At 59.5% G+C, this 23,578-nt stretch carries 17 protein-coding genes; 10 read left to right on the plus strand and 7 right to left on the minus strand.

Going from position 1 to position 23,578, the window contains the following annotated elements:
- The first annotated feature begins 38 nt into the window (after positions 1–38).
- The 3 genes from BN1123_RS18560 (at position 39) to ybcJ (ending at position 2,647) form a co-directional block, all read left to right on the plus strand.
- Entirely contained in the window at positions 39–1,823 is a 1,785-nt protein-coding gene (locus BN1123_RS18560; RefSeq protein ID WP_042028907.1) for a class I poly(R)-hydroxyalkanoic acid synthase, read from the plus strand.
- The gene (locus BN1123_RS18565) at positions 1,820–2,224 is read left to right on the plus strand and encodes a MaoC family dehydratase (RefSeq protein ID WP_042028909.1); all 405 of its coding nucleotides are present in this window, start codon (positions 1,820–1,822) and stop codon (positions 2,222–2,224) included. The genes BN1123_RS18560 and BN1123_RS18565 overlap by 4 nt, the downstream gene beginning before the upstream one ends.
- Positions 2,225–2,413: 189 nt before the next feature.
- On the plus strand, positions 2,414–2,647 hold the full coding sequence (gene ybcJ, locus BN1123_RS18570; RefSeq protein ID WP_026457996.1) for a ribosome-associated protein YbcJ: 234 nt from the start codon (positions 2,414–2,416) through the stop codon (positions 2,645–2,647).
- 41 nt (positions 2,648–2,688) lie between these two features.
- Here the strand turns inward: ybcJ and BN1123_RS18575 are convergent, their stop codons facing one another.
- Both BN1123_RS18575 and BN1123_RS18580 read right to left on the minus strand, forming a co-directional pair.
- On the minus strand, positions 2,689–3,162 hold the full coding sequence (locus tag BN1123_RS18575; protein ID WP_042028910.1) for a DUF4442 domain-containing protein: 474 nt from the start codon (positions 3,160–3,162) through the stop codon (positions 2,689–2,691).
- Between the two features lie 81 nt (positions 3,163–3,243).
- Positions 3,244–4,170 carry a LysR family transcriptional regulator gene (locus BN1123_RS18580; RefSeq protein ID WP_042028911.1) on the minus strand — a complete coding sequence of 309 codons (927 nt, stop codon included), beginning with the start codon at positions 4,168–4,170 and terminating at the stop codon, positions 3,244–3,246.
- A 163-nt stretch (positions 4,171–4,333) separates the two neighbouring features.
- On the opposite strand from BN1123_RS18580, the gene BN1123_RS18585 reads away from it, so the two are divergent.
- From BN1123_RS18585 to BN1123_RS18595, 3 genes are read left to right on the plus strand one after another with little or no spacing between them, the layout of a single operon-like run.
- A complete protein-coding gene (locus BN1123_RS18585; RefSeq protein WP_052449284.1) occupies positions 4,334–5,428 on the plus strand; it encodes an efflux RND transporter periplasmic adaptor subunit in 1,095 nt (364 codons plus the stop codon).
- A complete protein-coding gene (locus BN1123_RS18590; protein WP_042028913.1) occupies positions 5,425–8,511 on the plus strand; it encodes an efflux RND transporter permease subunit in 3,087 nt (1,028 codons plus the stop codon). Before BN1123_RS18585 ends, BN1123_RS18590 begins: the two co-directional genes overlap by 4 nt.
- Positions 8,504–9,982, plus strand: coding sequence for an efflux transporter outer membrane subunit (locus BN1123_RS18595; protein ID WP_042028914.1), 1,479 nt, complete (start codon positions 8,504–8,506; stop codon positions 9,980–9,982). Before BN1123_RS18590 ends, BN1123_RS18595 begins: the two co-directional genes overlap by 8 nt.
- Positions 9,983–10,056: 74 nt before the next feature.
- Here the strand turns inward: BN1123_RS18595 and BN1123_RS18600 are convergent, their stop codons facing one another.
- The 3 genes from BN1123_RS18600 to BN1123_RS18610 form a co-directional block, all read right to left on the minus strand.
- Positions 10,057–11,808 (minus strand): ABC transporter transmembrane domain-containing protein, encoded by a 1,752-nt coding sequence (locus BN1123_RS18600; protein WP_042028915.1) that lies wholly within the window; start codon positions 11,806–11,808, stop codon positions 10,057–10,059.
- 76 nt (positions 11,809–11,884) lie between these two features.
- Positions 11,885–13,621, minus strand: coding sequence for an ABC transporter transmembrane domain-containing protein (locus BN1123_RS18605; protein ID WP_042028916.1), 1,737 nt, complete (start codon positions 13,619–13,621; stop codon positions 11,885–11,887).
- A 149-nt stretch (positions 13,622–13,770) separates the two neighbouring features.
- Entirely contained in the window at positions 13,771–16,584 is a 2,814-nt protein-coding gene (locus BN1123_RS18610; protein WP_042028917.1) for a hybrid sensor histidine kinase/response regulator, read from the minus strand.
- 149 nt (positions 16,585–16,733) lie between these two features.
- Between BN1123_RS18610 and trxC the strand changes: the two genes are divergently transcribed.
- Both trxC and BN1123_RS18620 read left to right on the plus strand, forming a co-directional pair.
- A complete protein-coding gene (trxC, locus tag BN1123_RS18615) occupies positions 16,734–17,168 on the plus strand; it encodes a thioredoxin TrxC (RefSeq protein WP_042028918.1) in 435 nt (144 codons plus the stop codon).
- Between the two features lie 160 nt (positions 17,169–17,328).
- Positions 17,329–18,714 (plus strand): SLC13 family permease, encoded by a 1,386-nt coding sequence (locus BN1123_RS18620; protein WP_042028921.1) that lies wholly within the window; start codon positions 17,329–17,331, stop codon positions 18,712–18,714.
- Positions 18,715–18,968: 254 nt separating this feature from the next.
- Here the strand turns inward: BN1123_RS18620 and BN1123_RS18625 are convergent, their stop codons facing one another.
- Both BN1123_RS18625 and BN1123_RS18630 read right to left on the minus strand, forming a co-directional pair.
- Positions 18,969–21,443, minus strand: coding sequence for a glycogen/starch/alpha-glucan phosphorylase (locus BN1123_RS18625; protein WP_042028923.1), 2,475 nt, complete (start codon positions 21,441–21,443; stop codon positions 18,969–18,971).
- A 372-nt stretch (positions 21,444–21,815) separates the two neighbouring features.
- Positions 21,816–22,013, minus strand: coding sequence for a DUF4250 domain-containing protein (locus BN1123_RS18630; RefSeq protein ID WP_026456128.1), 198 nt, complete (start codon positions 22,011–22,013; stop codon positions 21,816–21,818).
- 229 nt (positions 22,014–22,242) lie between these two features.
- On the opposite strand from BN1123_RS18630, the gene BN1123_RS18635 reads away from it, so the two are divergent.
- Together BN1123_RS18635 and BN1123_RS18640 are read left to right on the plus strand one after the other, a co-directional pair.
- Positions 22,243–22,728 carry a cell division inhibitor gene (locus tag BN1123_RS18635; RefSeq protein WP_026456127.1) on the plus strand — a complete coding sequence of 162 codons (486 nt, stop codon included), beginning with the start codon at positions 22,243–22,245 and terminating at the stop codon, positions 22,726–22,728.
- A gap of 239 nt (positions 22,729–22,967) precedes the next feature.
- Positions 22,968–23,402 (plus strand): YcgN family cysteine cluster protein, encoded by a 435-nt coding sequence (locus BN1123_RS18640; RefSeq protein WP_042028924.1) that lies wholly within the window; start codon positions 22,968–22,970, stop codon positions 23,400–23,402.
- The last annotated feature ends 176 nt before the right edge of the window (positions 23,403–23,578 follow it).

Consider the following 23,578-nt stretch of genomic DNA (forward strand, 5'->3'; position numbering starts at 1 on the left):
AGGCTCGCCCTGCGCCGGGGATGGGTGAAGGAGAGAACATGAGCCAATCATCTTACGGCCCGCTGTTCGAGGCCCTGGCCCACTACAACGACAAGCTGCTGGACATAGCCAAGGCGCAGACCGAGCGTACCGCCCAGGCCCTGCTGCAGACCAATCTCGATGATCTCGGCCAGGTGCTGGAACAGGGCAGCCAGCAGCCCTGGCAACTGATCAATGCCCAGATGAACTGGTGGCAGGATCAGCTCAAGCTGATGCAACACACCCTGCTCAAGAGTGCAGGCCAGCAGAGCGAGCCGGTCATTGCCCCGGAGCGCAGCGATCGCCGCTTCAAGGCCGACGCCTGGAGCGAGCAGCCCATTTATGACTACCTCAAGCAATCCTATCTGCTGACCGCCAGACACCTGCTGGACTCGGTGGATGCCCTCGAGGGGGTGCCCCAGAAGAGCCGGGAGCGGCTGCGTTTCTTTACCCGCCAGTACATCAACGCCATGGCCCCCAGCAACTTTCTGGCTACCAATCCGGAGCTGCTCAAGCTCACCCTGGAGTCAGACGGCCAGAATCTGGTGCGCGGGCTGACCCTGCTGGCCGAAGATCTCGAACGCAGCGCCGATCACCTCAACATCCGCCTGACCGACGAATCCGCCTTCGAGCTGGGCCGAGATCTCGCGCTGACCCCGGGCCGGGTGGTGCAACGCACCGAGCTCTATGAGCTCATCCAGTACAGCCCGACCACGGAGACGGTGGCCAGAACGCCGGTGCTGATCGTGCCGCCCTTCATCAACAAGTACTACATCATGGACATGCGGCCCCAGAACTCCCTGGTGGCCTGGCTGGTTGCCCAGGGCCAGACGGTGTTCATGATCTCCTGGCGCAACCCGGGTCCGGCCCAGGCCGACATCGATCTCGACGACTACGTGGTGGACGGCGTCATCGCCGCACTGGATGGCGTGGAGGCGGCCACCGGCGAGCGGGAAGTGCACGGCATCGGCTACTGTATCGGCGGCACCGCATTGTCACTCGCCATGGGCTGGCTGGCCGCCCGGCGCCAGAAGCAGCGGGTTCGCTCCGCCACCCTGTTCACCACCCTGCTCGACTTCTCCCAGCCGGGGGAGCTTGGCATCTTCATCCACGAGCCCATCATTGCGGCGCTGGAGGCCCAGAACGAGGCCAAAGGCATCATGGACGGGCGCCAGCTGGCGGTCTCCTTCAGCCTGCTGCGGGAGAACAGCCTCTACTGGAATTACTACATCGACAGCTATCTCAAGGGGCAGAGCCCGGTGGCGTTCGATCTGCTGCACTGGAACAGCGACAGCACCAACGTGGCGGGCAAGACCCACAACAGCCTGCTGCGCCGGCTCTATCTGGAAAACCAGCTGGTGAAGGGGGAGCTCAAGATCCGCCACACCCGCATCGATCTCGCCAAGGTGAAGACCCCGGTGCTGCTGGTGTCGGCCATGGACGATCACATCGCCCTCTGGCAGGGCACCTGGCAGGGCATGAAGCTGTTCGGTGGCGAGCAGCGCTTCATCCTGGCCGAATCGGGCCACATCGCCGGTATCATCAATCCGCCGGATGCCAACAAGTACGGCTTCTGGCAGAACGACGCCGAAGCCGCCAGCCCCGAGGCGTGGCTCGCCGGCGCGACCCACACCCCAGGTTCCTGGTGGCCGCAGATGGCAGCCTTCATTCAGAGCCGGGAAGAGGATCCCGCCCCCATCCCCGCCCGCATCCCGAGCGAAGGTCTGGGGGCAGCGCCCGGTGGCTACGTCAAGGTACGGCTCAACCCGGTCTTTGTGCCGACACCCGAGGAGGAGCCCGCATGAGCACGCTCCCCTTCGAGGTGAGCCAAAAGGCCAGCCTGACCAAGCGGTTCGGGGCGGCAGAGGTAGCGGCCTTTGCCGGGCTGTCGGAGGATTTCAATCCTCTGCACCTGGATCCCGCCTTCGCCGCCACCACGCCGTTCGAGCGCCCCATCGTGCACGGCATGCTGCTGGCCAGCCTCTTCTCGGGGCTGCTGGGTCAGCAACTGCCGGGCAAGGGCACCGTCTATCTCGGTCAGAGCCTCGCCTTCAAGCAGCCGGTGTTTGTGGGGGATGAGGTGACGGCAGAGGTGGAGATCATCGCCCTGCGCAGCGACAAGCCCATCATCACCCTGGCCACCCGCATCCTGACGGCAACCGGCGCCATCGCCGTCAGCGGGGAAGCCGTGGTCAAGTTTGGCTAAAAGCGGTTTGCCCCATGATCTCAGTCAGCCCGGCCAGTGCCGGGCTGACTGCTATGGTGTGTGTCCCTAAAATGGTCTTGCAAGCCACAATTGCCCGCAGACAGGCGCCCTTGCCCTTTCCTTGACGACCCGAACTGCCTAGAATAACCGCCCTGCTGTTTCGGCATTCATCCATCTAGAGGATTTCCCATGGAAACGTTTCTGCTCGAAGGTCACCCCTTCGTTGCCTTGTGTGATCTGATCAAGCATCAGGGCTGGGCCGATTGCGGCGGCGCCGCCAAGGCGCTGATCGCCGAAGGTCTGGTGGAAGTGGACGGTCAGGTTGAAACCCGCAAGCGCTGCAAGATAGTGGCCGAGCAGGTGGTTAACTTCAACGGCATGAAGGTGGTGGTCAAAGAGGGAATGAGCCCGCAAATCGGCTGATCCCCACCTTTGATGGAAGAGGCGCGCCCTCTTCCTTGAACTTAGCTGGCCTTGATGGAGAGGGTCAGCACAAAGCGCGCCATCGCCTCATCCCCGTTTAGCGACGGGCAGGTGGCCACCACCTGGATGGGGCGGTTGATGCGCTGACCGCTCGCCAGCGACTCGTCAATCATGGCATCGATCTCCTCCCCCGCGGCGCAGTCAAATTGTACGTCCCCTTCCGGGCGCTTCAAAAACTCCCCCTGTACATCCTTGAAGGCAAAGTGCACCTTCTTGCGCCGCTGCCGCCCCTTCTCCATCACCAGCAGGCCACCCACCAGATCGGCGCCGGTCGCGAGCGCCCCGAAATACATGCTGCCGAGATGGTTGCGGGTACGCCAGCCCAGCGGGATACGAATGCGCAACGCCCGCGCGTCCATCTGTTCGATGACGGGGGCACAAAATCCGATGACGGGAATATAGCGCCAGGCAAACAGCCGCAGCGACAGGTTGGCTTTCAAACGTTGCAAGTCCATATGCAAACTGATCCGATGAGTTGATGTGAACAACATGTTGCCAGCATGGCTCTCCGGATTCAAGGCAGCAGCGGCCACCTGCTATTCGCGGGGCGCTCTCACCGCCACCTGCCGCGGCTTCTGCTCGGGCAGAATACTCGCCATCTCCGCCAGGATGTAGTCGATGAAGAGGCGCGCCGCGTAGGAGAGCCCCTTCTTGCCGGGATAGACCAGCCAGATGTTGTCGAGGGTGGTTTCATATTCCGGCAGCAGATCGATGAGCTCGCCGCTCTCGACGAACGACTTGACGATGATCTCCGGCAAGATGCCGATGCCATCCCCCTGAAAGACCGCATGACGGATGTAATAGGAGCTGTTCGAGATCACCCTGCTGTGGATCACCACCTCGCCCCGATTGAAGATCAGCCGGTTGTCCAGCTGGCCATCCGGCAGGCGCAGGGTCAGCACGTTGTGCTGGTGCAGATCCTCGAGGGACTCGGGCCTGCCGTGCCGCTCTATATAGTGGGGGGTTGCATAGAGCTTGCGGGTGAAGGGCATGATGGGCCTGGCGACGAAGCTGCCATCGTTCACCACGCCGATATGGATGCTGGCATCCAGGCCGTAATTGAAGATATCCCGGTAGCCGACACTGCTCAGATGCAGCTCTATGTTGATCTTGGGGTATTTCTCCAAAAAGCGCTTGAGCAGATCGTGGATGAAGATGTCGGACTCATTGAGCAGGCCAATCTTGATGTTGCCGGTAGGCTCGTGGCTCTGGGTCCGGATCTGCTCGTGAGTATGATCCAGCATGGGAATGATGTTTTGCAGGCTGTTGTAATACTCCAGCCCCACCGAGGTCATGGTCAGCCGGCGGGTTGTTCGGGTCAGCAGCTTCACATTCAGCTCGTCCTCGAGATCCTTTATCCGCCGGCTCACGTTGGAGCGCGGAATATTCAGCGCATCGGCGGCACTGGTAAAGCCCCCCAGCTCCACCACTGACAAAAACAGTTTGAGATCATCGATCTTCATCTCGGCTCCCGCCTCTTCATCCCACTCCGCAACATGTCGTCTGCGTCCCTTATCTCTTCATTGTCACAAAAATTGAGACAGTGATGACAATTTAACCCTGATTATCTCACCAATTGGATTCGATAACATATATCCATCACACCTGAATAACTGGATTTTCCCCATGCAATACCCCCTGTTTTCCCCTCCTTGCCTCTCGGTACTCATACTGGGAAGCCTGCTCGCCGGCTGCGGCACCGACACGGCCACCGAAGTGGTCAAGCCGCCGCGGCCGGTGAATGCCATGCAGCTCTCCGACAGCAAGAGCCTCTACAGCCTGAAGTTCAGCGGCGAGATCAAGTCGCACCAGAGTGCCAGCCTCGCGTTTCGTGTACCGGGCACCCTGGAGCAGATCCTGGTCAAGGAGGGGGACAGGGTGAGCGAGGGACAGGTAATAGCACGCCTCGACCCCCATGATTTCCGGGTTCAGCGAGATGCCATCAAGGCCCAGCTTAGCGAGGCGAAAGCCGCCTACAAGCTGGCAATCGTCGAACTGAGCCGCACCCGCCAGGCCGTGCAGGACAGGGCCATGGCCAGCATCAACCTGGAGCGCGCCACCAGCGCCCAGAATCAGGCCAATGCCCGGGTCCAGATGCTGCAACAATCCCTCAAGCAAGCCGAAGACGCTCTCGCCTACAGCGAGTTGAAGGCGCCGTTTGACGGGATCATCGGCCAGCGCTTTATCGAGGAACATGAGCAAACCTCGCCGGGCCAGCCTGTCTTCTCCCTGCACCAGCCGACCGCGCTCGATGCCGTGGTCGACGTACCGGAACAGCAGATTGGCCAGATGAGAAGCGGGATGCAGGCCAATGTAACCTGGTACCGCCAGGAGGCCAGCGTCAAGGCAGTCAGCACCGAGATCGCCAGCCTGCCGGATCCCCTCAAGCGCACCTACAAGGTGACCTTCAAGCTGCTGGATAACTCGCCCGAGCTGGTGCCCGGCAAATCCATCAACGTCGAGCTGGCCCTGCCCGCGGGCGAGCGCATCTATTGCCTGCCCGCCACGGCCATCAAGAGCCTGGGTGGACAACCCCAGGTGGTGGCCATCAAGGCCGCGGCGGCGAGCCACGTGCCCGTCACCATCGTCAGCCAGCGCCACGACACCCTTTGTGTGGAGGGTGAACTCAACGCAGGCGATCAGATCGTCACCGCCGGCAGCGCCCTGCTCAAAGAGGGTCAGGCCATCGCCGTCATCAACCAGGTGGATGGGCAGTCATGAATCTCTCATTGTTCGCCATCCGGCAAAAGACCTTCGTCATCTTCTTTGCCACCCTCTGCGCCATCGCAGGGGTCTACTCCTATTTCGATCTGGGCAAGCTGGAAGACCCCTCCTTCACGGTAAAGAGCGCCGTCGTCGTCACCCTCTATCCGGGCGCCACCGCCCAGGAGGTCGAACAGCTGGTCACCGACAAGATAGAGACCAAGATCCAGGAGATGGGGTCGCTGTGGAAACTCAGATCCCTCTCCCGTCCCGGCAGTTCGATGATCTTCGTCGATCTGCAGGAGAAATACGGCACCGACCAGCTGCCCCAGCAGTGGGACTTGCTGCGCCGCAAGATCCAGGACGTCAAGCTGGAGCTGCCTGTGCAGGCCCAGGTCAGCATAGTGCAGGACGAGTTCTCCGAGGTGTATGGCATGCTGTTCGCCGTCTATGGCGATGACATTCCCATGCACCAGCTGAAAGATCAGGCCCGTGAACTGCAGCGCAGGATCAAGGCAGTGCCCGGGGTCAAGAAGGTGCAACTGCACGGGGTCAACGAGCAGGTAGTCAACATCGATGTCTCCGATGAGCGCCTGGCGGAGAGCCACATCTCCCTGGCGGAGCTTGTCACCCAGCTCAACAGCCAGAACGTCCCGGTGCAGACCGGCGACTATCACCTCGGTATCGAGAACCTGCGCGTCGCCCAGAGCGGCCAGTACCGTAACGTGGAGGATATCCGCAACCTGATGCTCACCACGGGGCAGCCCGGGGCTGGCACAGGCACATTGCGCCTGGGGGACGTGGCCGATGTCTATCTCTCCTACCAGAGCCCGGCCCTGACCGAGAGTCGCTACAACGGCCAGCAGGCCATCACCCTCGCCGTCAGCCCCCAGGACGGGATCAACGTGGTCAGCATCGGCGACGAACTGACCCGGGTATTGCAGCAATTCGAGGCCGAGCAGCCCCTTGGCACCGGGGTTGGCGTCATCGCCTACCAACCCACCGAGGTGATGAAGTCCATCAACAACTTCGTGCTCAACCTGATCGAGAGCATCGTCATCGTGGTGGTGGTGCTGCTGGTCTTCATGGGCTGGCGCAGCGCCACCATAGTCGGGGCCAGCCTGTTGCTGACCATATTGTTCACCCTGGTCTACATGAACCTCACCGGGGTCGATCTGCAGCGCGTCTCTCTCGGCTCCTTTATCCTGGCGCTCGGCATGCTGGTCGACAATGCCATCGTCATCGTGGATCTGTTTGCTGCCAAGCTGCGCAAGGGAATAGAACGCACCACCGCCGTCAAGGAGTCGGTACAGGAGATGGCGTTGCCGCTCCTGGGGGCGACCGTGATCGCCTCCCTCGGCACCGCCCCCGTGCTGCTCTCCCAGACTGACTCGGCGGAGTTCTCCCTCTCCATCGTCCAGGTGTTGTGCAGCTCCCTGCTGCTCTCCTGGGTGGTCGCCATGGTGGTCACCCCGTTGATGTGCTGGGCCTTCATCAAGGCATCTGACCAGGATGAGAGCAGCGCGCCCAAGAGCAAGGCGGCCCGCCTGTATCACCAGGCTGTCAACTGGACGGTGGAGAACCCCAAGAGCGCCCTTGCCCTGGTGTTGCCCCTGTTGCTGCTCACCGTGCTGAGCGCCCCCCTGCTCAAGGTCAACTTCATGCCGAGCTCGGATCGCAGCATCGTCTTTCTCGACTACTGGCTGCCGAGCGGCGGTCGCATCGACAACGTCTCCCAGGACATGAAGGTGATCGAACAGTGGCTGTTGCAGCAACCCGAGGTGGCAAGCATCTCCAGCTACATGGGCGAGAGCGCCCCCCGTTTCTCGGTGACCATCGAGCCGGAGCCGCTGGATCAGAGCTACGGCCAGATCCTGATCAACACCAAACAGTTTGACGACATAGCACCGCTGGTCGCCCGGGGCGATGCCTGGCTCGCAAGCCGCTTCCCCTATGCCGAACCCAGATTCCGTCCGCTCAAGCTGGCCACCAAGGACAAGTTCAGCATCGAGACCCGCTTTGAAGGGCCGGATCCCAAGGTGCTCAAGCAACTCTCGGCACAGGCGCAAGCCATCCTGCAGGCCCATCCCGACACCAAATACATCCGTGATGACTGGCGTCAGGAGAGCAAGGTGATGACCCCCATCATCAACCAGGCAGCCGCTCGCCAGGCGGGTGTCACCCGAACCGACATCGCCCTGGCCATCAGCCGCGCCACCGAAGGAGTACAGATAGGCACCCTGCGCCATCAGGACGACATGATCCCCATCAAGCTGCGAAGCGCCAACGGTTCCCTGGAAAACCTGGAGAGCCTGCCGGTGCGATCCGTCCTCGGCCAGCACAGCGTGCCGCTTGGACAGGTCATCGACGGCATCGAGATCACCGGGGAAGAGAGCATGATCTGGCGCCGCAACCGGCTCCCGGCCATCACGGTACAGGCTGATGTGAAAGGGGGAACCACCGCCTCCGAGGTACGCAAGGAGCTGGCCCCCCAGCTGGAGGCCATCAAACTGCCCGCCGGTTATGAGATGCACTGGGGCGGCGAGTACTACGACGAAAAGCGCTCCATCGACGATCTGATGGAGCAGAACCCCAAGGCAGCGGTGATGATGCTCATCATACTGGTGGCCCTGTTCAACGCTTATCGTCAGCCCATCATCATCTTTACCACGCTGCCGCTGGCATCGATTGGCATCATCTGGGCCTTGTTGCTCACTGACAAGCCATTCGGCTTCATGGCCATCGTCGGCATGATCTGCCTCTCGGGCATGATCATCAAAAACGGCATAGTGCTGCTCGATCAGATTGAGCTGGAACGGCGTAGTGGCCGCACCATCGCCGAGGCGGTCAAGGAGGCGACCCTCAACCGCACCATGGCGATCTCCATGGCGGCGCTGACCACGGTACTCGGCATGGTGCCGCTGTTGACCGACAGCCTGTTCGATCAGATGGCGGCCACCATCATTGGCGGCTTGGTCGCGGCCTCCGCGCTCTCGCTGTTCATCATGCCTGCGCTCTACATGCTCTTCTTCCGGGCGGAGCAACAAGCAGAAGCCACAGCCCGTCAACAGATCACCGAAGAGGAACACAGCCATGAATAAGCGCAGCATGGGCGCGATTGCGACCCTGATCATGCTGGGGGGATGCGCCATGGCCCCCGATTACCAGCCCCCCGAGAGCCGCCTCAACAGCGTCTATCTCAATCAGGGGGCCCAGGGCACCACAACCGAGGGTGAACCCGGCCACACCTGGTGGGCCCAGTTCCACGACCCCCAACTCAACGATCTGGTGGCGAGAGCACAGCGCCAGAACATCACTCTGAAGATCGCAAGCCAGCGCATTCAGGCGGCCCAGGCCTACCAGAGCGCCGTGGCGTCGTTCAAGGTACCAACCCTGACCCTGGGAGCCGGCTATGCCGACATCCGCCTGAGCGAAAACGAAGCGCTGATGGGACAGGCGGTGAGTGGCATCGCCCTGCCCCCGGCGCTCGGGGGAGGCACGGCCAAGCTGATGGACAGGGATCCCACCGAGACGTTTGTCGGGATCAATGCCGCCTGGGAGCTGGACCTGTTCGGTCGCATCGACAGCCTGAGCCAGGCCGCCGCCATTCGCGCCGAGCAGGCCGAGATCATGCGCCAGGGGCTCAACACCGCCATGACGGCCGATGTGATCAGCAACTACCTGCAATATCGCGGCGCCGAGGAGCGTATCGCCATCGCCACCAAGAACCTGCGCGAGCAGGAGGAGACGCTGGCCATGGTTGAATCCCTGAATCGTACCGGCTACGGCTCGGAGCTCGATGTGGCCAATGCCCGCGCCGGCCTGGCCACCGCCAGGGCCAGCCTTCCCATGCTGGAGACGGCCAGGAGCGTGCACCTGAGCCGGCTTGCCGTGCTGCTGGGGGAGCCCGTCAGCCAGACCCGGGCCCGTTTCTCGCCTGCGCCCCTGCCGAGCATGACGGCGCTGGTGCCGACCGGTTTGCCTGCGTCGCTCTTGACCCGTCGACCCGACATCGCCCTCGCCGAGCGGGCCATCGCCGCCAAGAATCAGGAAGTGGGCGCAGCCATCGCCGACCGCTATCCCAAGGTATTCCTGACCGGTGCCCCCGGTCTGGTCTCCGGCGAGACAGGCTCCCTGTTCGAATCGGGCTCGACCACCTGGGCCCTTGGAGCCGGTGTGTCGTGGAACCTGTTCGACGGCGGCCGCGGCGAGGCCATGGTCAAAATTCAGGAGGCGGGTCTGAAAGAGGCGGCCCTGGCCTACCAGAACCAGGTCAACAGCGCCTTCAACGAGGTGGAAACCACCCTGGTCGCCTACGGCAACAGCCTGCAATACAGCAAGCATCTTGGCGAAGCGAACCAACAGGCGCAAACCGCCCTCACCAAGGCCAAGGCCCTCTACCGGGCTGGTCTGGTCAACCACCTTTCGGTGCTGGACGCAGAGCGCCAGCAAAACAGCGTGCAGGATGCCGAAATCGTGGCCCGGCTTAACAGCGCCACCAATGTGGTCCTGCTGCACAAGGCCCTGGGGGGAGACTGGGAAGTTCCCCAACCTGCACCGAGTCAGGGGTAAGAGCACACCCTAGAAACGGCATCACCGGCCCATGGCCGGTGATGCCGTTTTCACTCCTTGCAATTGACCCGCGCTCAGGCCCGCTTCTCCTCGAGCCAGGCCCCCTGGCTCTGCATCTCGAACAGCTGGGCATAGTGCCCCCCGAGCGCCATCAGCTCGCCATGGGTGCCCCGTTCGCTCACCTGACCGCGAGAGAGCAGCAGGATCTCGTCCGCATCGACGATGGTGGAGAGGCGGTGGGCGATGGCGATGGTGGTGCGGCCACGGCGCGCCGCCGAGAGCGCCTGGGAAAGCGCCAGCTCGGTCTGGGAGTCCACGCTGGCGGTCGCCTCGTCCAGGATGAGGATGCGCGGATCCCCCACCAGGGCACGGGCAAACGAAAGCAGCTGGCGCTGACCGGCAGAGAGGTTCTTGCCCCCCTCCTCCATCAGGGTCTCGAGCCCTGCTGGCAGACGCTTGACAAAATCGGCGAGCTGCACGTCGCGCAGCGCCTGCCAGAGCCTGGCATCATCGATACCGTCGCGCCCGAGGCGCAAATTCTCGGCCAGAGTCCCGACGAAGATAAAGGGATCCTGCTGCACCAGCCCTATGCTGCGGCGCACCGCCGAGAGCGACAGACTCTCCATGGGGTGATCATCGAAGCGAATGGTGCCCTGATCCAGCGGATAGAAGCCCATCAGCAGGCTGATGATGGTGGACTTGCCGCTGCCGGTGTGACCCACCAGCGCCAGCATCTGGCCGGGACGGGCGGCAAAGCTCACCTCATGCAGCACCTGCTGCTCACCGTCGTAGGAGAAGCTCACTCGTTCGAAACTGACCCGTCCCTGCAAGGCCACAGGATCACCAGCCGTGCTCTCGCGCTCTTCATCGAGCAGGGCAAAGACCCGCTCCCCGGCCACCATGGCCTGTTGCAATTGGTTGAGCTGGTTGGTCATCTCGATAAGGGGCTCGATCATCCGCCCCAGATAGCTGATAAAGGCGTAGAGCACCCCCACCTGGATGGCGCCCCCCGCGCTCAACCCTTCATGAGCAAACAGCGCCAGCAGCCCGATCAGCACCATCATGTAGAAGAGATCGATGAGCGGGCGCAACAGGATGCCGTTGATCTTGAGGCTCTTGAGCCTGGCGGCCCAGTGCTCCTGGTTGACCCCGGCAAAGACATTGGCGAAGTGGCGCTCCTGCACCATGGCCTGAATGACCGGCATCCCCTGCAAGGATTCGTTGAGGCGGCTGTTGATATCGGAGAGCAGGCTGCGAGTCGCCCGCACCACGGGCACGCTCAAGCGTTGATAGAGCCACATCACCCCGGCCACCGCCGGCAGCAACATGGCGCACACCAGCATCAGGCGCAGATCCAGCAGCGCCATGGAGATGAGGATGCCGCACAGGAGCACCACCTTCTGCACCAAGAGACCAATCACCTGTACATAGAGGTTCATGATCGCTTCGGTGTCGTTGGTGATGCGGGAGATAAGCGAGCCGGAGCGATGCTTGTCAAAGTAGCTGGCAGGCAGACGGATGGCGGTGGCGAATACCTGCTCACGAAGAGTTTGCACCACCGCCTGGGCGATGCGGTTGAAGCGCAGGGATTGCAGATAAAAACCAGCAGCCGACACCACCTGCAGGCCGAGATAGCCCGCCGCAATGGCGGCGATCATGCCCCACTCCAGCCGGCGCGGCGCCAGATAGTCGTCGATAAAGAGCTTGATAAGCAGAGGGCCCGCCACCTCGGCACCGGTGGCCAGCAGCAGGCAAATACCGGCCTGGGTCAGCCAGGCGGGATAACGGGTGCAATAAGCCAGCAGGCGTTTAATCGTTGGATTCACAGACTCTCCCCACTGCGTGTTTCAGGGGCGCAAGACGGGCGCAACAAGTCATTCAGTAACCGTCCAATAGCCGGGTTCACTGGCTCTCCTCCACGTCTTGTTCGAGGCGCTGGTAACGGACCATATCCGCATACCAGCCATTGTGGGCCATCAGGGCACCGTGGCGGCCCCGCTCACTGACACGTCCCTGCTCCAGCACCAGGATTTCGTCGGCCTGCTCCACCGCCGTCATGCGGTGGCTGACCAGGATCAGGGTGCGGCGATGAGCCTTGAGGGCGTGCAGGATCTGCTGCTCGGTATGGGCATCCACCGCAGACAAGGCATCATCCAGCACCAGAATGGGCGCCTCCAGCAAGAGGGCCCGGGCAATGGCGAGCCGTTGCTTCTGTCCGCCGGAGAGGGTCACCCCCTTCTCCCCCACCTCGGTTTCGTATCCCTTGGGGAAGCGGACGATGTCATCGTGAACGCAGGCGATACGAGCCACCCGCTCTATCTCCTCCTGGCTGGCATCGGGCCTGCCGAGGGCAATGTTGGCGGCGATGGTGGTGGAAAACAGGAATGGCTCCTGCGGCACATAGGCAAACTGGCGGCGCAGCTCGCCAAGCGCCAGCTGCTCGATGGGAACACTCCCCATAGTGAGCTGCCCGGCGCTCGGGTTGGCCAGGCGCATCAAGAGCTTGAGCAGCGAGCTCTTGCCTGCGCCGGTGCGCCCCACCACGCCGAGCATGCCGCCCCGCTGCAAGGTAAAATCGATATCCTGCAACAGGTCGCGCTGCTCCAGCCGGTAGCCTACCCCGCTTGCGCTGAGCGGAAATGTACTGGTGAGCACCTGTGGCTGCGCGGGATCCTCGATGTCGCTGCGCTCGGCAAGCAGACTCTCGATGCGCGAATAGGCGGCGCTGCCCCGCTCTATGATGTTGAACAGCCAGGCGATGGCAAACATGGGCCAGATCAGCTGGCCAAGATACATGGTGAAGCTGGTGAGCTCCCCCAGGGTCAGTTCACCCTGCAGCACCAGGGCGCTGCCCCCTGCCACCGCGAGGAAGTAGGAGCAGCCGATACACAGATAGATGACGGGATCGAATTTGGCGTCGATGCGTGCCACCGCCATGTTGCGCTCCCCCGCCTGACGGGTCAGCTCGGCAAACCCCTGATCCTCCAGGGATTCCACCGCATAGGATTTGAGCACCCGGACACCCGAGAGGGCCTCCTGGGTCTTGTTGTTGAGTCGGGAGAAGGCCCCCTGCGCCGCCTTGAACTCCTTGTAGATCTGCTTGCCAAAGCGGTTCATGAAAAACGCCATCACAGGCAATGGAAGCAGGGAGAGCAGGGTCAACTGCCAGGAGTACTGGCTGCACATGATGGAGAGCACCAGGATGCCGACGATCATGGAGTCCACCAGGGTCAGCACCCCCTCCCCGGCGGTCATCTCCACCGCCTGGATGTCGTTGGTGGCATGAGCCATCAGATCACCGGTACGGTGACGCTGGTAAAAATCGGGGCTCATGCGGGTGAAGTGGCCAAACAGGCGATTGCGCAGCACATAGGCCAGCCGGTAGGAGGCACCAAACAACATCACCCGCCACACGTAACGAAGCAGATAGATGAGCAACCCAAGGCCAAACAGTCCGGCCAGGTAACGCAACAGGGTGTCATTATCCAGCTCCCCCTTGGCGATACCATCCACGACCCAACCCACCACCTTGGGGGGGATCACCGTCAGTATGGCGACCATCATCAGCAGGGTGATGGCGATCAGATACCGCCGCCACTGCTCCTTGAAAAACCAGCCCAATCGTAGAAATACGCTCACACCACCGACCTTTGGCGTCCACCAGCCCGCCCGTCTGGGCAGCGATGGGGATGCCTCGAAATAGGAAGAAAGGAAACAGTCGCCTCCGGCTGGAGGCGACTCGAATGAAGGCTAATCATATCCCGAACCGGAAGGGTTGAGAATAATTACTATTTGATCCCCTGAGACATGCGATCATCTGCCAGGGTATAGGCACCATACGAATTTTCATGCTGTTCGCCCGTGAGCAGAAAGTGGGATACCTCTTCCCGCGTCTGGCTGAAGACAGCCTGCAACTGCTCCAGATCCACATCCTCCAGCACTTCGTTTTGCCGCAGCCGCCACTCCAGCTCTCCTGCCACCATCTGCAAGCGAGATGCCGAAATATTGGCAGAGACTCCCTTGAGTGTGTGCAGCAACTTGCTGGCGATCTCGGGCTGCTGGCGACGCAGGGCGGAGCGGATCTCCCACAGGTCGTCCTTGTGCTCCGACATGAACAGCTTGAACAGGATCTGCAGCGCCTCCTTGTCCTGATCCAGACGCTTGAGCGCGTCCTGCAGATCGAGGATCCCCATCATGTCCGGCGGTTTGACCTCGAGCAGGCCACTCTGCTCGCTCCCCTGGCGTTTCACCCATTGCAGCAGGTTGTTGTAAAGATCCAGCTTGCTCACCGGCTTGGTCACATAACCATTCATCCCGACCCCGAGACAACGCTCCTTGTCACCGGGCATGGCACTGGCGGTCAGGGCTATGATGGGGACGTCATGCTTGTCGACCATCTTGCGGATCTGGCGGGTCGCATCCAATCCGTCGAGCACCGGCATCTGCAAATCCATCAGGATGACGTCAAAGGGTTGCTCGGAGACCCGTTCCACCGCTTCCCGGCCATTGTTGACCACGGTCACTACAGCCTCGACCCGGCGCAGATATTCGATGATGAGTTGCTGGTTGACCCTGTTGTCCTCGGCCAGCAAGACACGGGTCCCCTGCAGCAGGGATTTGAAGTACTGCTGTTCCCCCTGGGCCTCGGCCTGACGGATATGGTGGTCGTAGGCACTGCCGTTGAGCAGCTCATCCACCTTGGCCAGCAAGGCATTTTCGGTCATCGGCTTGGCCAGGAAGTGGGTCAGCCCCAGCCCCTCCATTCGGGCATGCAGTCCCTCCCTGGCCCAGGCACTGATCATCAGGATGGGAATCTGACGCCACTGGGGATGCTGGGACATCTCAAGCGCCAGATCCAGACCATCCTCCTGCCCCATGCGCCAGTCGAGGATGGCGAGTCGCAGACTCGGTCCCTCTTCGCGCAGCACCTGGCGGGCACGGGAAAGGGTGTTGACCGCCAGTACGCGCATGCCGGCACGGCTCAGAATATCCCTGGCCAGCTCCAGCACCAGCTCGTTGTCATCCATCACCATCACCAGCGGCTGGTTCTCGAAGAAGACTCTGTGACCGGCGACACCGTACATGGCCTGGGCCATGGGGATCTCGAACTGGAACAGAGAACCCACACCCGGTTTGCTCTGCACCGTGATCTGCCCCCCCATCAGCTCGACCAGTCGCTGGGAGATATTCAGACCCAGCCCCGAGCCACCATATTTGCGGGTATTGCCCGCCTCCAGCTGGGTAAAGGCCTGGAACAACTGGCTCTGTTTCTCTTCGGCGATGCCGATCCCGGTATCCCGTACACTGAAACGGATCCGCATCGGATGCAGGTTGGCCAGTTCGATGGAGACTTCGACTTCACCACGCTCGGTAAACTTGATGGCGTTGTTGACCAGATTGACCAGCACCTGGCCCAGACGCAGGGGATCGCCACGCAAGAAGAGCGGGACCTCGGGGGATTTGCGAATGATCACCTCGATATGCTTGCGTTCGGCCAGATCGGCAAACATGCCCGCCAGCGAGTCGAGCTGCTCGCTCAGGTCGAAATCGATCTCCTCCAGCGTCAGCTTGCCGGACTCCACCTTGGTCAGATCGAGGATGTCGTTGATAAGGAGCAACAGGGTATCGGAGGAGGATTTTATCTTGCCGAGATAATCCCGCTGCTGCTGATCCAGCTCGGTCTGCAATGCCAGCGAACTGAAGCCGATAATGGCGTTCATGGGGGTGCGGATCTCATGGCTCATGTTGGCCAGAAAATCGCTCTTGGCCTGCGCCAGCAACCCGGTCTGGCGTGATAGCTCGCTCAGCTTCTGGTTGCGGCGCCACAAGGTGGCGGCCACCAGTCCGAAGCAGATGAGCGCCCCCAACAGCACCATCAAATAAAAGTGGCTCATCAGCGCAGAGGCCCGCTCCAGCTTGCCCTGTTTCCAGCGCACCAGGCTGTCGCTCACATGCATGTCGATCAACTGGTAACGCAGCGAGTGATAGCCCACCACCTGACGGGCCATCTCTTCACTGAGTTCGAGCAGATTCATGACCTCGGGGCGGTTGGGATAGCGGGAGGCGAGCTGCTGCTGCAAAGCGAGCAGCTGTTGCTGCTCGTTCTGATCCCAGCTGTGTTGCAGATAACCGTTCAATTGCGCAAGCTCATGCACATCCCGCTGCAATAGGCTGTCGGTCGCACCGAGCTCACGCACTTTTTGCAACTGGCGTTCAAATGGCTGCGCCATGTACCTGATGGACATCTCCATGGCATGCAATCGGGCCAGTTGCATCAGATAGGAGTCCATATCTTGCAACAGCGCCTTGGCGAGGTGGGCGTGGGTCTTGTCCGGATCACTGCGCACCTTGCGCGCGAACCCATCAAGGGTAAAAGAGAGCTGACCAAGCCGCTGCTGAACACTTTCATCGTTGGCCTTTTCCCGCCCCAGCAGATAGACGGTATCCGAATTGATACGGTTGAGTACCACCTCGGCCGCCGTATTCAGCTCCTGAGCCTGCTGCTGCCAGCTGAGCAACTGCCAGCAGTAGCCGGAAAAGGCGAGCAACAAGGCAACAATCAGCCCCAGCACAACACGGTTCTTCCGTGATCCTTTATTCATCCCGTCTCTCATTTCAAGGTCGCAGATACGGCCGTTGTCACTTTTATCCCGAAGTGAATGATCCACACCGGCCAGTCACCATGTTACCGTTATATGTCCCTGACCTGGTGACAATATTTCGCGCAGCATCGAGCACACCGGAGCTTATTATGTCATTTATCACTACTTATTGTAGTCACTGCTTTAAACGAAACCGCCTGCCCCAAGACCGGCTCAGCCTGTCTGCCAACTGTGGTCACTGCAAGTCTCCCCTGTTCAGCCAGACCCCCAGCATCGGACAAGAGGCGCAGTTTGATACCCTGATCCAGTCCGATATCCCGGTGGTTGTCGATTTTTGGGCCAGCTGGTGCGGCCCCTGCCAACAATTTGCCCCCGTCTTCCACGAAGTGGCGCACGAATTTGAACCGGGTTTGCGGTTCGTCAAGGTGGATACCGAACAACAGGCTACCCTGGCCACACGCTACGCCATTCGCAGCATTCCCACCCTGATGGTATTCAGGCAAGGAAAGGTCCTGGCCCAGATCAATGGCTCATTGCCAAAAAGCATGTTCAAACAGTGGCTGGAACAGTTTCAAGATGTTTAATTTATGTTGTGATATAGTTTTTTATTTGTTTTAAACTTTGTTTTCATGTCCGTAATTTGTGAATAGAGGCAGATTTCCAGCACACCCCACTGTTTCAAACAGGTGAATGAATGTAATCTCGGCAACACAACAACAACCATAAATTAACCGAGAGAATGCTATGCACACATCTGCTGTACCCTCAGTACCATCACGCTGGCTGGACATCAAATCAGGGATCGTGATCCTGGATGTCCTGCTGCTTTGTGCCATGCTGGCCTGGCTCCCGTTTGACCCCATGGTCAACAAGGGTCTCGCCATCCTGATCTTCATCGCCATCCTCTGGCTGACCGAAGCGGTGAATATCACCATCACGGCCTTGTCCATTCCTGTACTCGCCACCCTGCTCGGGGTGTTTGACATGAGCAAGTCCCTGACGGACTTCGCCAACCCCGTCCTGTTCCTCTTCTTCGGGGGTTTTGCCCTGGCAGCCGCCCTCTCCAAACAGGGGCTGGACACCCAGATCGCCGCCAAGGTGATGCAGCTCGCCAAGGGGCATCTGGGCTGGGCCTCCATGGTACTCTTCACCATCACGGCGGCCCTCTCCATGTGGATCAGCAACACCGCCACCGCCGCCATGATGATGCCGCTGGCCCTCGGTATGCTAAAAGGCCTCGACATTCACAAGGATCGCCGCACCCTGGTCTTCGTCCTGCTGGGCGTCGCCTACAGCGCCAGTATTGGCGGGATCGGCACCCTGGTCGGCAGCCCCCCCAATGCCATCGCTGCAGCCCAGATGGGTCTTGGCTTTACCGACTGGATGAGATTCGGCATCCCCGTAGTCATCATCTTCATGCCAGTGGGTATCGGCCTGCTCTATCTGGTGACGCGCCCCAATCTCTCCCATCAGGTCAGCACCGAACAGGTGACCATCCAGTGGACGGGCCAGCGCAAGGTGACCCTGTGCATCTTCCTGACCACAGTTCTGCTATGGATTGGCTCACAACCCATCGCCAAGGCGTTGGGAGGCATTCCCCAGTTCGACACCCTGATCGCCATGGGTGCCATCCTGGCTATTGCCATCAGCCGGGTGGCCAGCTGGGATGACATCAACCAGAACACCGACTGGGGTGTGCTGATGCTGTTTGGCGGTGGCCTGACCCTGAGCGCCATCCTGAAGCAAACCGGCGCCAACGCCTTCCTGGCGGAGCACCTCTCCAACGGCCTTGCTGCCATGCCGATCTTCGTCATCCTGCTGTGCCTGACCGCCTTCGTGGTGTTCCTGACCGAGCTGGTGTCCAACACTGCCACCGCCGCCCTGCTGGTGCCCCTGTTTGCCGGCGTTGCGGAAGCCTTGGGGGTGTCGCCCATCGTCGTCTCCGTGCTGATCGCCGTCGGTGCCTCTTGTGCCTTCATGTTGCCTGTCGCCACGCCGCCCAACGCCATCGTATTTGCCAGCGGCCACATCCAGCAGCGTGAAATGATGCGAGCAGGCCTGGTGCTGAACCTGGTCTTCACTGTCATCCTGACCATGCTTGCCTACTTCATGGGCGACATACTCCATTGAGTTAACCCATGTATGCCAAGGCCCCTGACGGGGCCTTTTTTATTGCCTCTCTTGCCTGCCGACTCTCCTGGAGTGCGCACCTTTTTCTCCCGTTCTCAGCCCCGTCATCCGACGTCACTCGCACTCAAATAACAGAACCGCACGCTGGAGATAACAGTTGGGCAGTTGGCCTTTCTCCCGCGCTCGCACCAACCAAAGTCACCCACGCCCAATAAAAAACCCCCGCATGGCGGGGGTTTGGGTTTGCTTTCTTGTCAGCCGATGTTGCAGGGCTTCAGGTTCCAGATCCGATCCACATAGTCCTGAATGGAGCGGTCGGAGTTGAACTTGCCCATGGTGGCCGAGTTGATGATGGCCTTCTTCGCCCACAGCGCCGGATCCCGATACCAGGTATCGATGAGCTTGTGCGCTTCCGAATAGGAGGCGAAATCTGCCAGGGTCAGGTAGGGGTCGCCTCCTTCCAGCAGGGAACGCTTGATGGAGGAGAGCTCCCCCGGGCGACCCGGCGTGAAGTAATCGGTATCGAACCAGTCCAGCACGGCTTTGAGCTCGGAGTTGGCATAGTAGAAGTCATAGGGGTTGTAACCACGCCCCTTCAGGGACTTCACCTCGTCCACATTCAAACCGAAGATGGCGCAGTTTTCGGCACCGGCCTCTTCGGCGATCTCGATGTTGGCCCCATCCAGGGTACCGATGGTGATGGCGCCGTTCAATGCCATCTTCATGTTGCCAGTACCGGATGCCTCGTAACCTGCGGTGGAGATCTGCTCTGAGACATCCGCCGCCGGGATCAGCTTCTCGGCCAGGCTCACGCGGTAGTTCGGCATGAACACCACCTTAAGCTTGCCCTGAATGCGCACATCGTTGTTAACCCGCTCCGCCAACTTGTTGATGGCATAGATGATGTCTTTGGCCAGCTTGTAGCCAGGTGCCGCCTTGGAGCCAAAGATGAACACCCGCGGGTGCATGTCGTAGTCCGGGTTGGCCAGCAGACGACGGTAGAGCGCCATGATGTGGATAAGGTTCAGCTGCTGGCGCTTGTATTCATGCAGACGCTTGATCTGGACGTCGAAGATCGCCTCGGCACTGACGTCGATGCCGGTTTCGGCCTTAATGACCTTGACCAGCTTCTCCTTGTTGTGACGCTTGATGGTCATGAACTGCTTCTGGAATGCCTTATCGTCGGCAAACTTCACCACGCTGCGCAGCTTGTCGAGCTGCAGCGGCCACTCTTTACCCACTACCTCGTTGTAGAGTTCGGCCAGTTCCGGGTTGCAGGCCAGCAGCCAGCGGCGCGGGGTCACACCGTTGGTGACGTTGCACATCTTCTCGGGCCACAACTCGGCATACTCGGGGAAGAGATCTTCCTTCACCAGTTTGGAGTGGATCTCGGCCACGCCATTGACCTTGGAAGAGCCGATCACGCACAGGTTGCCCATCCGCACCTTGCGCACACTCCCCTCTTCAATGATGGAAAGCTTGGCCTTGATGGCGTCGTTGCCCGGCCACTTGGGCTCGACCAGATCATTCAGGAAGCGGGCGTTGATTTCATAGATGATCTCCAGATGGCGCGGCAGCACCTTCTCGAACAGGCTGACAGACCACTTCTCCAGCGCCTCCGGCAGCAAAGTGTGGTTGGTGTAGGAGAAGACCTGATAACTGATATCCCAGGCCGCATTCCAGTCCATCCCCTCTTCATCTACCAGCACCCGCATCAGCTCGGGGATCGCCACTGTGGGGTGGGTATCGTTGAGCTGAATGGCAATCTGGGTGGCAAAGTTGCCAAAGTCGCTGCCGTGCACCCGCTTGTAGCGGCGCATGATGTCCTTGATGGAACAGGCGCAGAAGAAGTACTGCTGGATCAGACGCAGCTCCTTGCCTGCATCCGTATCATCGTTTGGATAGAGCACCTTGGAGATGGTCTCGGCCTGGGCTTTCTCGGCCTGGGAGTCGATGTAACCACCGGCGTTGAACACGTCCCAGTCGAAGAACTCGGAAGCACGGGACTCCCACAAACGCAGGATGTTGACGGTGTGGCCGCCGAAGCCAACCACCGGGATATCCCAGGGCACCCCTTTGATCTTGCGACCGGCGTGCCACACCTTCTTCAGGCCGCCCTTGTCACCAAACACGGTTTCCACGTAGCCGTAGAGCGGGATCTCCTGCACCGATTCCGGGCGGCAGATCTCCCAGGGGTTGCCATATTCACGCCAGGAGTCCGGACGCTCAATCTGGCGACCATCCTGAATTTCCTGACGGAACAGGCCGTGCTCGTAGTGAATGCCGTAGCCAACGGCCGGATAGTTGAGGGTCGCCAGCGAATCGATGAAGCAGGCAGCCAGTCGACCCAGGCCGCCATTGCCAAGGGCCATATCCGGCTCTTGCTCGCAGAGATCGGTCAGTTCCAGACCCAGCTCGCCAAGCGCTTCTTCGCAGATCTTGTACAGGGAGAGGTTATGCAGGTTGTTGGAGGTCAAACGCCCCATCAGGAATTCAGCAGAGAGATAGTGAATCGCACGAGTGTCTTTCTTGAAGTGAGTCTGCTGAGTGCGGGTCAGGCGCTCGTACACCTGTTCGTTGACGGCCGCAGCGGTGGCTTTCCACCACGCTTCGGGAGAGGCTTTCTGTTCGCTTGTACCCAAGGTAGAACGCAGGTGACGCACGATACTCGCCTTGAGCTGATCTTTATCCAGTTGGAGATCCTGGTCTGTCTTCTTCTTGGTAGCCATAAACCATATTCCTTCGTTACAAATAAAATTGTTATCCCGGTTAACGGGTCCGGCGCTGTTGTTATCTCAAATATTTACCGGCGTGAGAATACTAACGAAAGCAGCTGAATTAAAAGTTAACGCAAGTCACACTTTACCCCACGGGAAACGCAATAAAAGTATGAAAACCCTTTCCTTAAAATTCTTTTAAAAATCAATCAAAACCATAAAAATCAATAAGTTAATGCAATCGTAAAAATAATGAAATATGAATAGGTTTTCAGAGGTTGCCAAGTCTTGAAAATCCTTGAAAATAAGCCATGAAATGGCGCATTGAAAGCGATTTCAATGCGCCAAAATGTAATATGAAGCCAACACGATATCCCCCATTGTTCAGGGATGAGCCTTGAACTGGTTGGTCAAGGGATCATAGTGATACCCAATCTGGCCCAACCTGTTCGCCAGTTGCTCCTCACTCATGTCGTAATAAGCCAGCAACTCTTCCAGCCCGTCACACTCCAGTCTCAGCTTTTCGTTGATGATGCCCAACAAGATGTTGGCATCCAGACGCTGCAAAGTACTGATATCCATGACGTCACCTCCCCTGCATTAACCCTGTATAACCATGGGCGGTTCCATTCCATTTGTCCATCGAATAAAAAACGACCACTGCTTTTAAAAAAATTTTCCTGATAAATCAGTATCTTTTTCTCCCATCCTGCCAAGGGCATCACATTTTTTGGCAAAAATGCCTTGTCAGAGTCACAGGACAGAACTACTGTATGCACATACAGCTTGAGTTTTTATACAGGATGCGTAGATGAACCAGCCCCAGCACTCACCTCTCTATGGAATGACCCGTACCATGAGCAATCCCTGGCCAACCAGAACGGCTTGCAAAGCGGGACCGACTCACGCTCGCGCGTCTTTCTTGTCTGATGAACCGCTGCACAAAGAACTGGGTACACAGTCAATTCCTACCAAGGGATGGATCCTGCTGATCGCCCCGCCAGGCCGCCCTGCTTCTCTCCATCTGCAGGAACAGGGACTTGATCCAGCCAGGGTCTTGATTGTGCACAGCACCAAGATCAAGAACTGGCAGCAGACGCTGGAGCGCAGCCTCGGTTCTGGCCATTGTGCTGCCGTGTTCACCTGGTTACCCGAAACGATCGAACTGGATCACGCCAAATTGCAACGGCTGGAACAGCAATCTGGCGTATTCATCCGTTATTTGGGCGACGTGACGCCAAGAGCAGCCAAGCCACAGGTCGCCTATGCAGAACAGGATATCTACCTCAATCACTGACAAAAACCGACTATGGCGAGACTCGGCCAAAGAGATAGGTCATCGCCATAAATGATGGAAGCTGTAAGGATGGAGATGGGGCCCGATGATAACAACTTGCGGATCAGAGCAAGGTTATTTTGAGCCAGCCATTGCCCTTGGAAAACACATGCCACTGGCAATGGGCCGTCATCCTTGAAATGTGAGGTAACAAGAGGTATAACCACGCGTTTTATCAGGTGTATTAAGTGAGCAGTATGATGCAAGCCCCTTTTTGGCAGACCAAGAGTCTGCAACAGATGACCGAGTCAGAATGGGAATCCCTCTGTGACGGCTGTGGCAAGTGCTGCCTCAACAAGCTTATCGATGAAGACACCGAAGAGCTGGTATTCACCAATGTCGCTTGCAACCTGCTCAACACCAAGACCTGCCAGTGTTCTGACTACCTGAATCGCTTCAAAAAAGAGCCTGACTGCCTGCAGATCACTCATGACAAAATCGCCGAGTATGACTGGCTGCCTTCGACCTGCGCCTATCGTCTGCTGGCAGAAGGCAATCCCCTGCCGGCCTGGCATCCCCTTATCACCGGCAGCCGCTCTGCCATGCACCAGGCCGGACAATCGGTACGGGGCAAAGTCATCCATGAGGTCGATGCCGGTGAGTGGGCCGACCATATCATCACCTGGGCAAGCTGAGCCCAAGGCATAGCGCCATACATCAAGCTAGACCAAGGGCTGCCCACGCAGCCCTTTTTGATCTCTCCCGTTTTTCGTCAACCATCCCCTCTGAATCGCCCCTTCTTTCCTGCCACTCTCACCCATCCCTTTATCAGCGCTTGAGATAGCGGTAAGAGGCAAAGGCAAAGGCAAAG

This window comes from Aeromonas enteropelogenes, assembly GCF_000819845.1.
Classification (GTDB): domain Bacteria; phylum Pseudomonadota; class Gammaproteobacteria; order Enterobacterales; family Aeromonadaceae; genus Aeromonas; species Aeromonas enteropelogenes.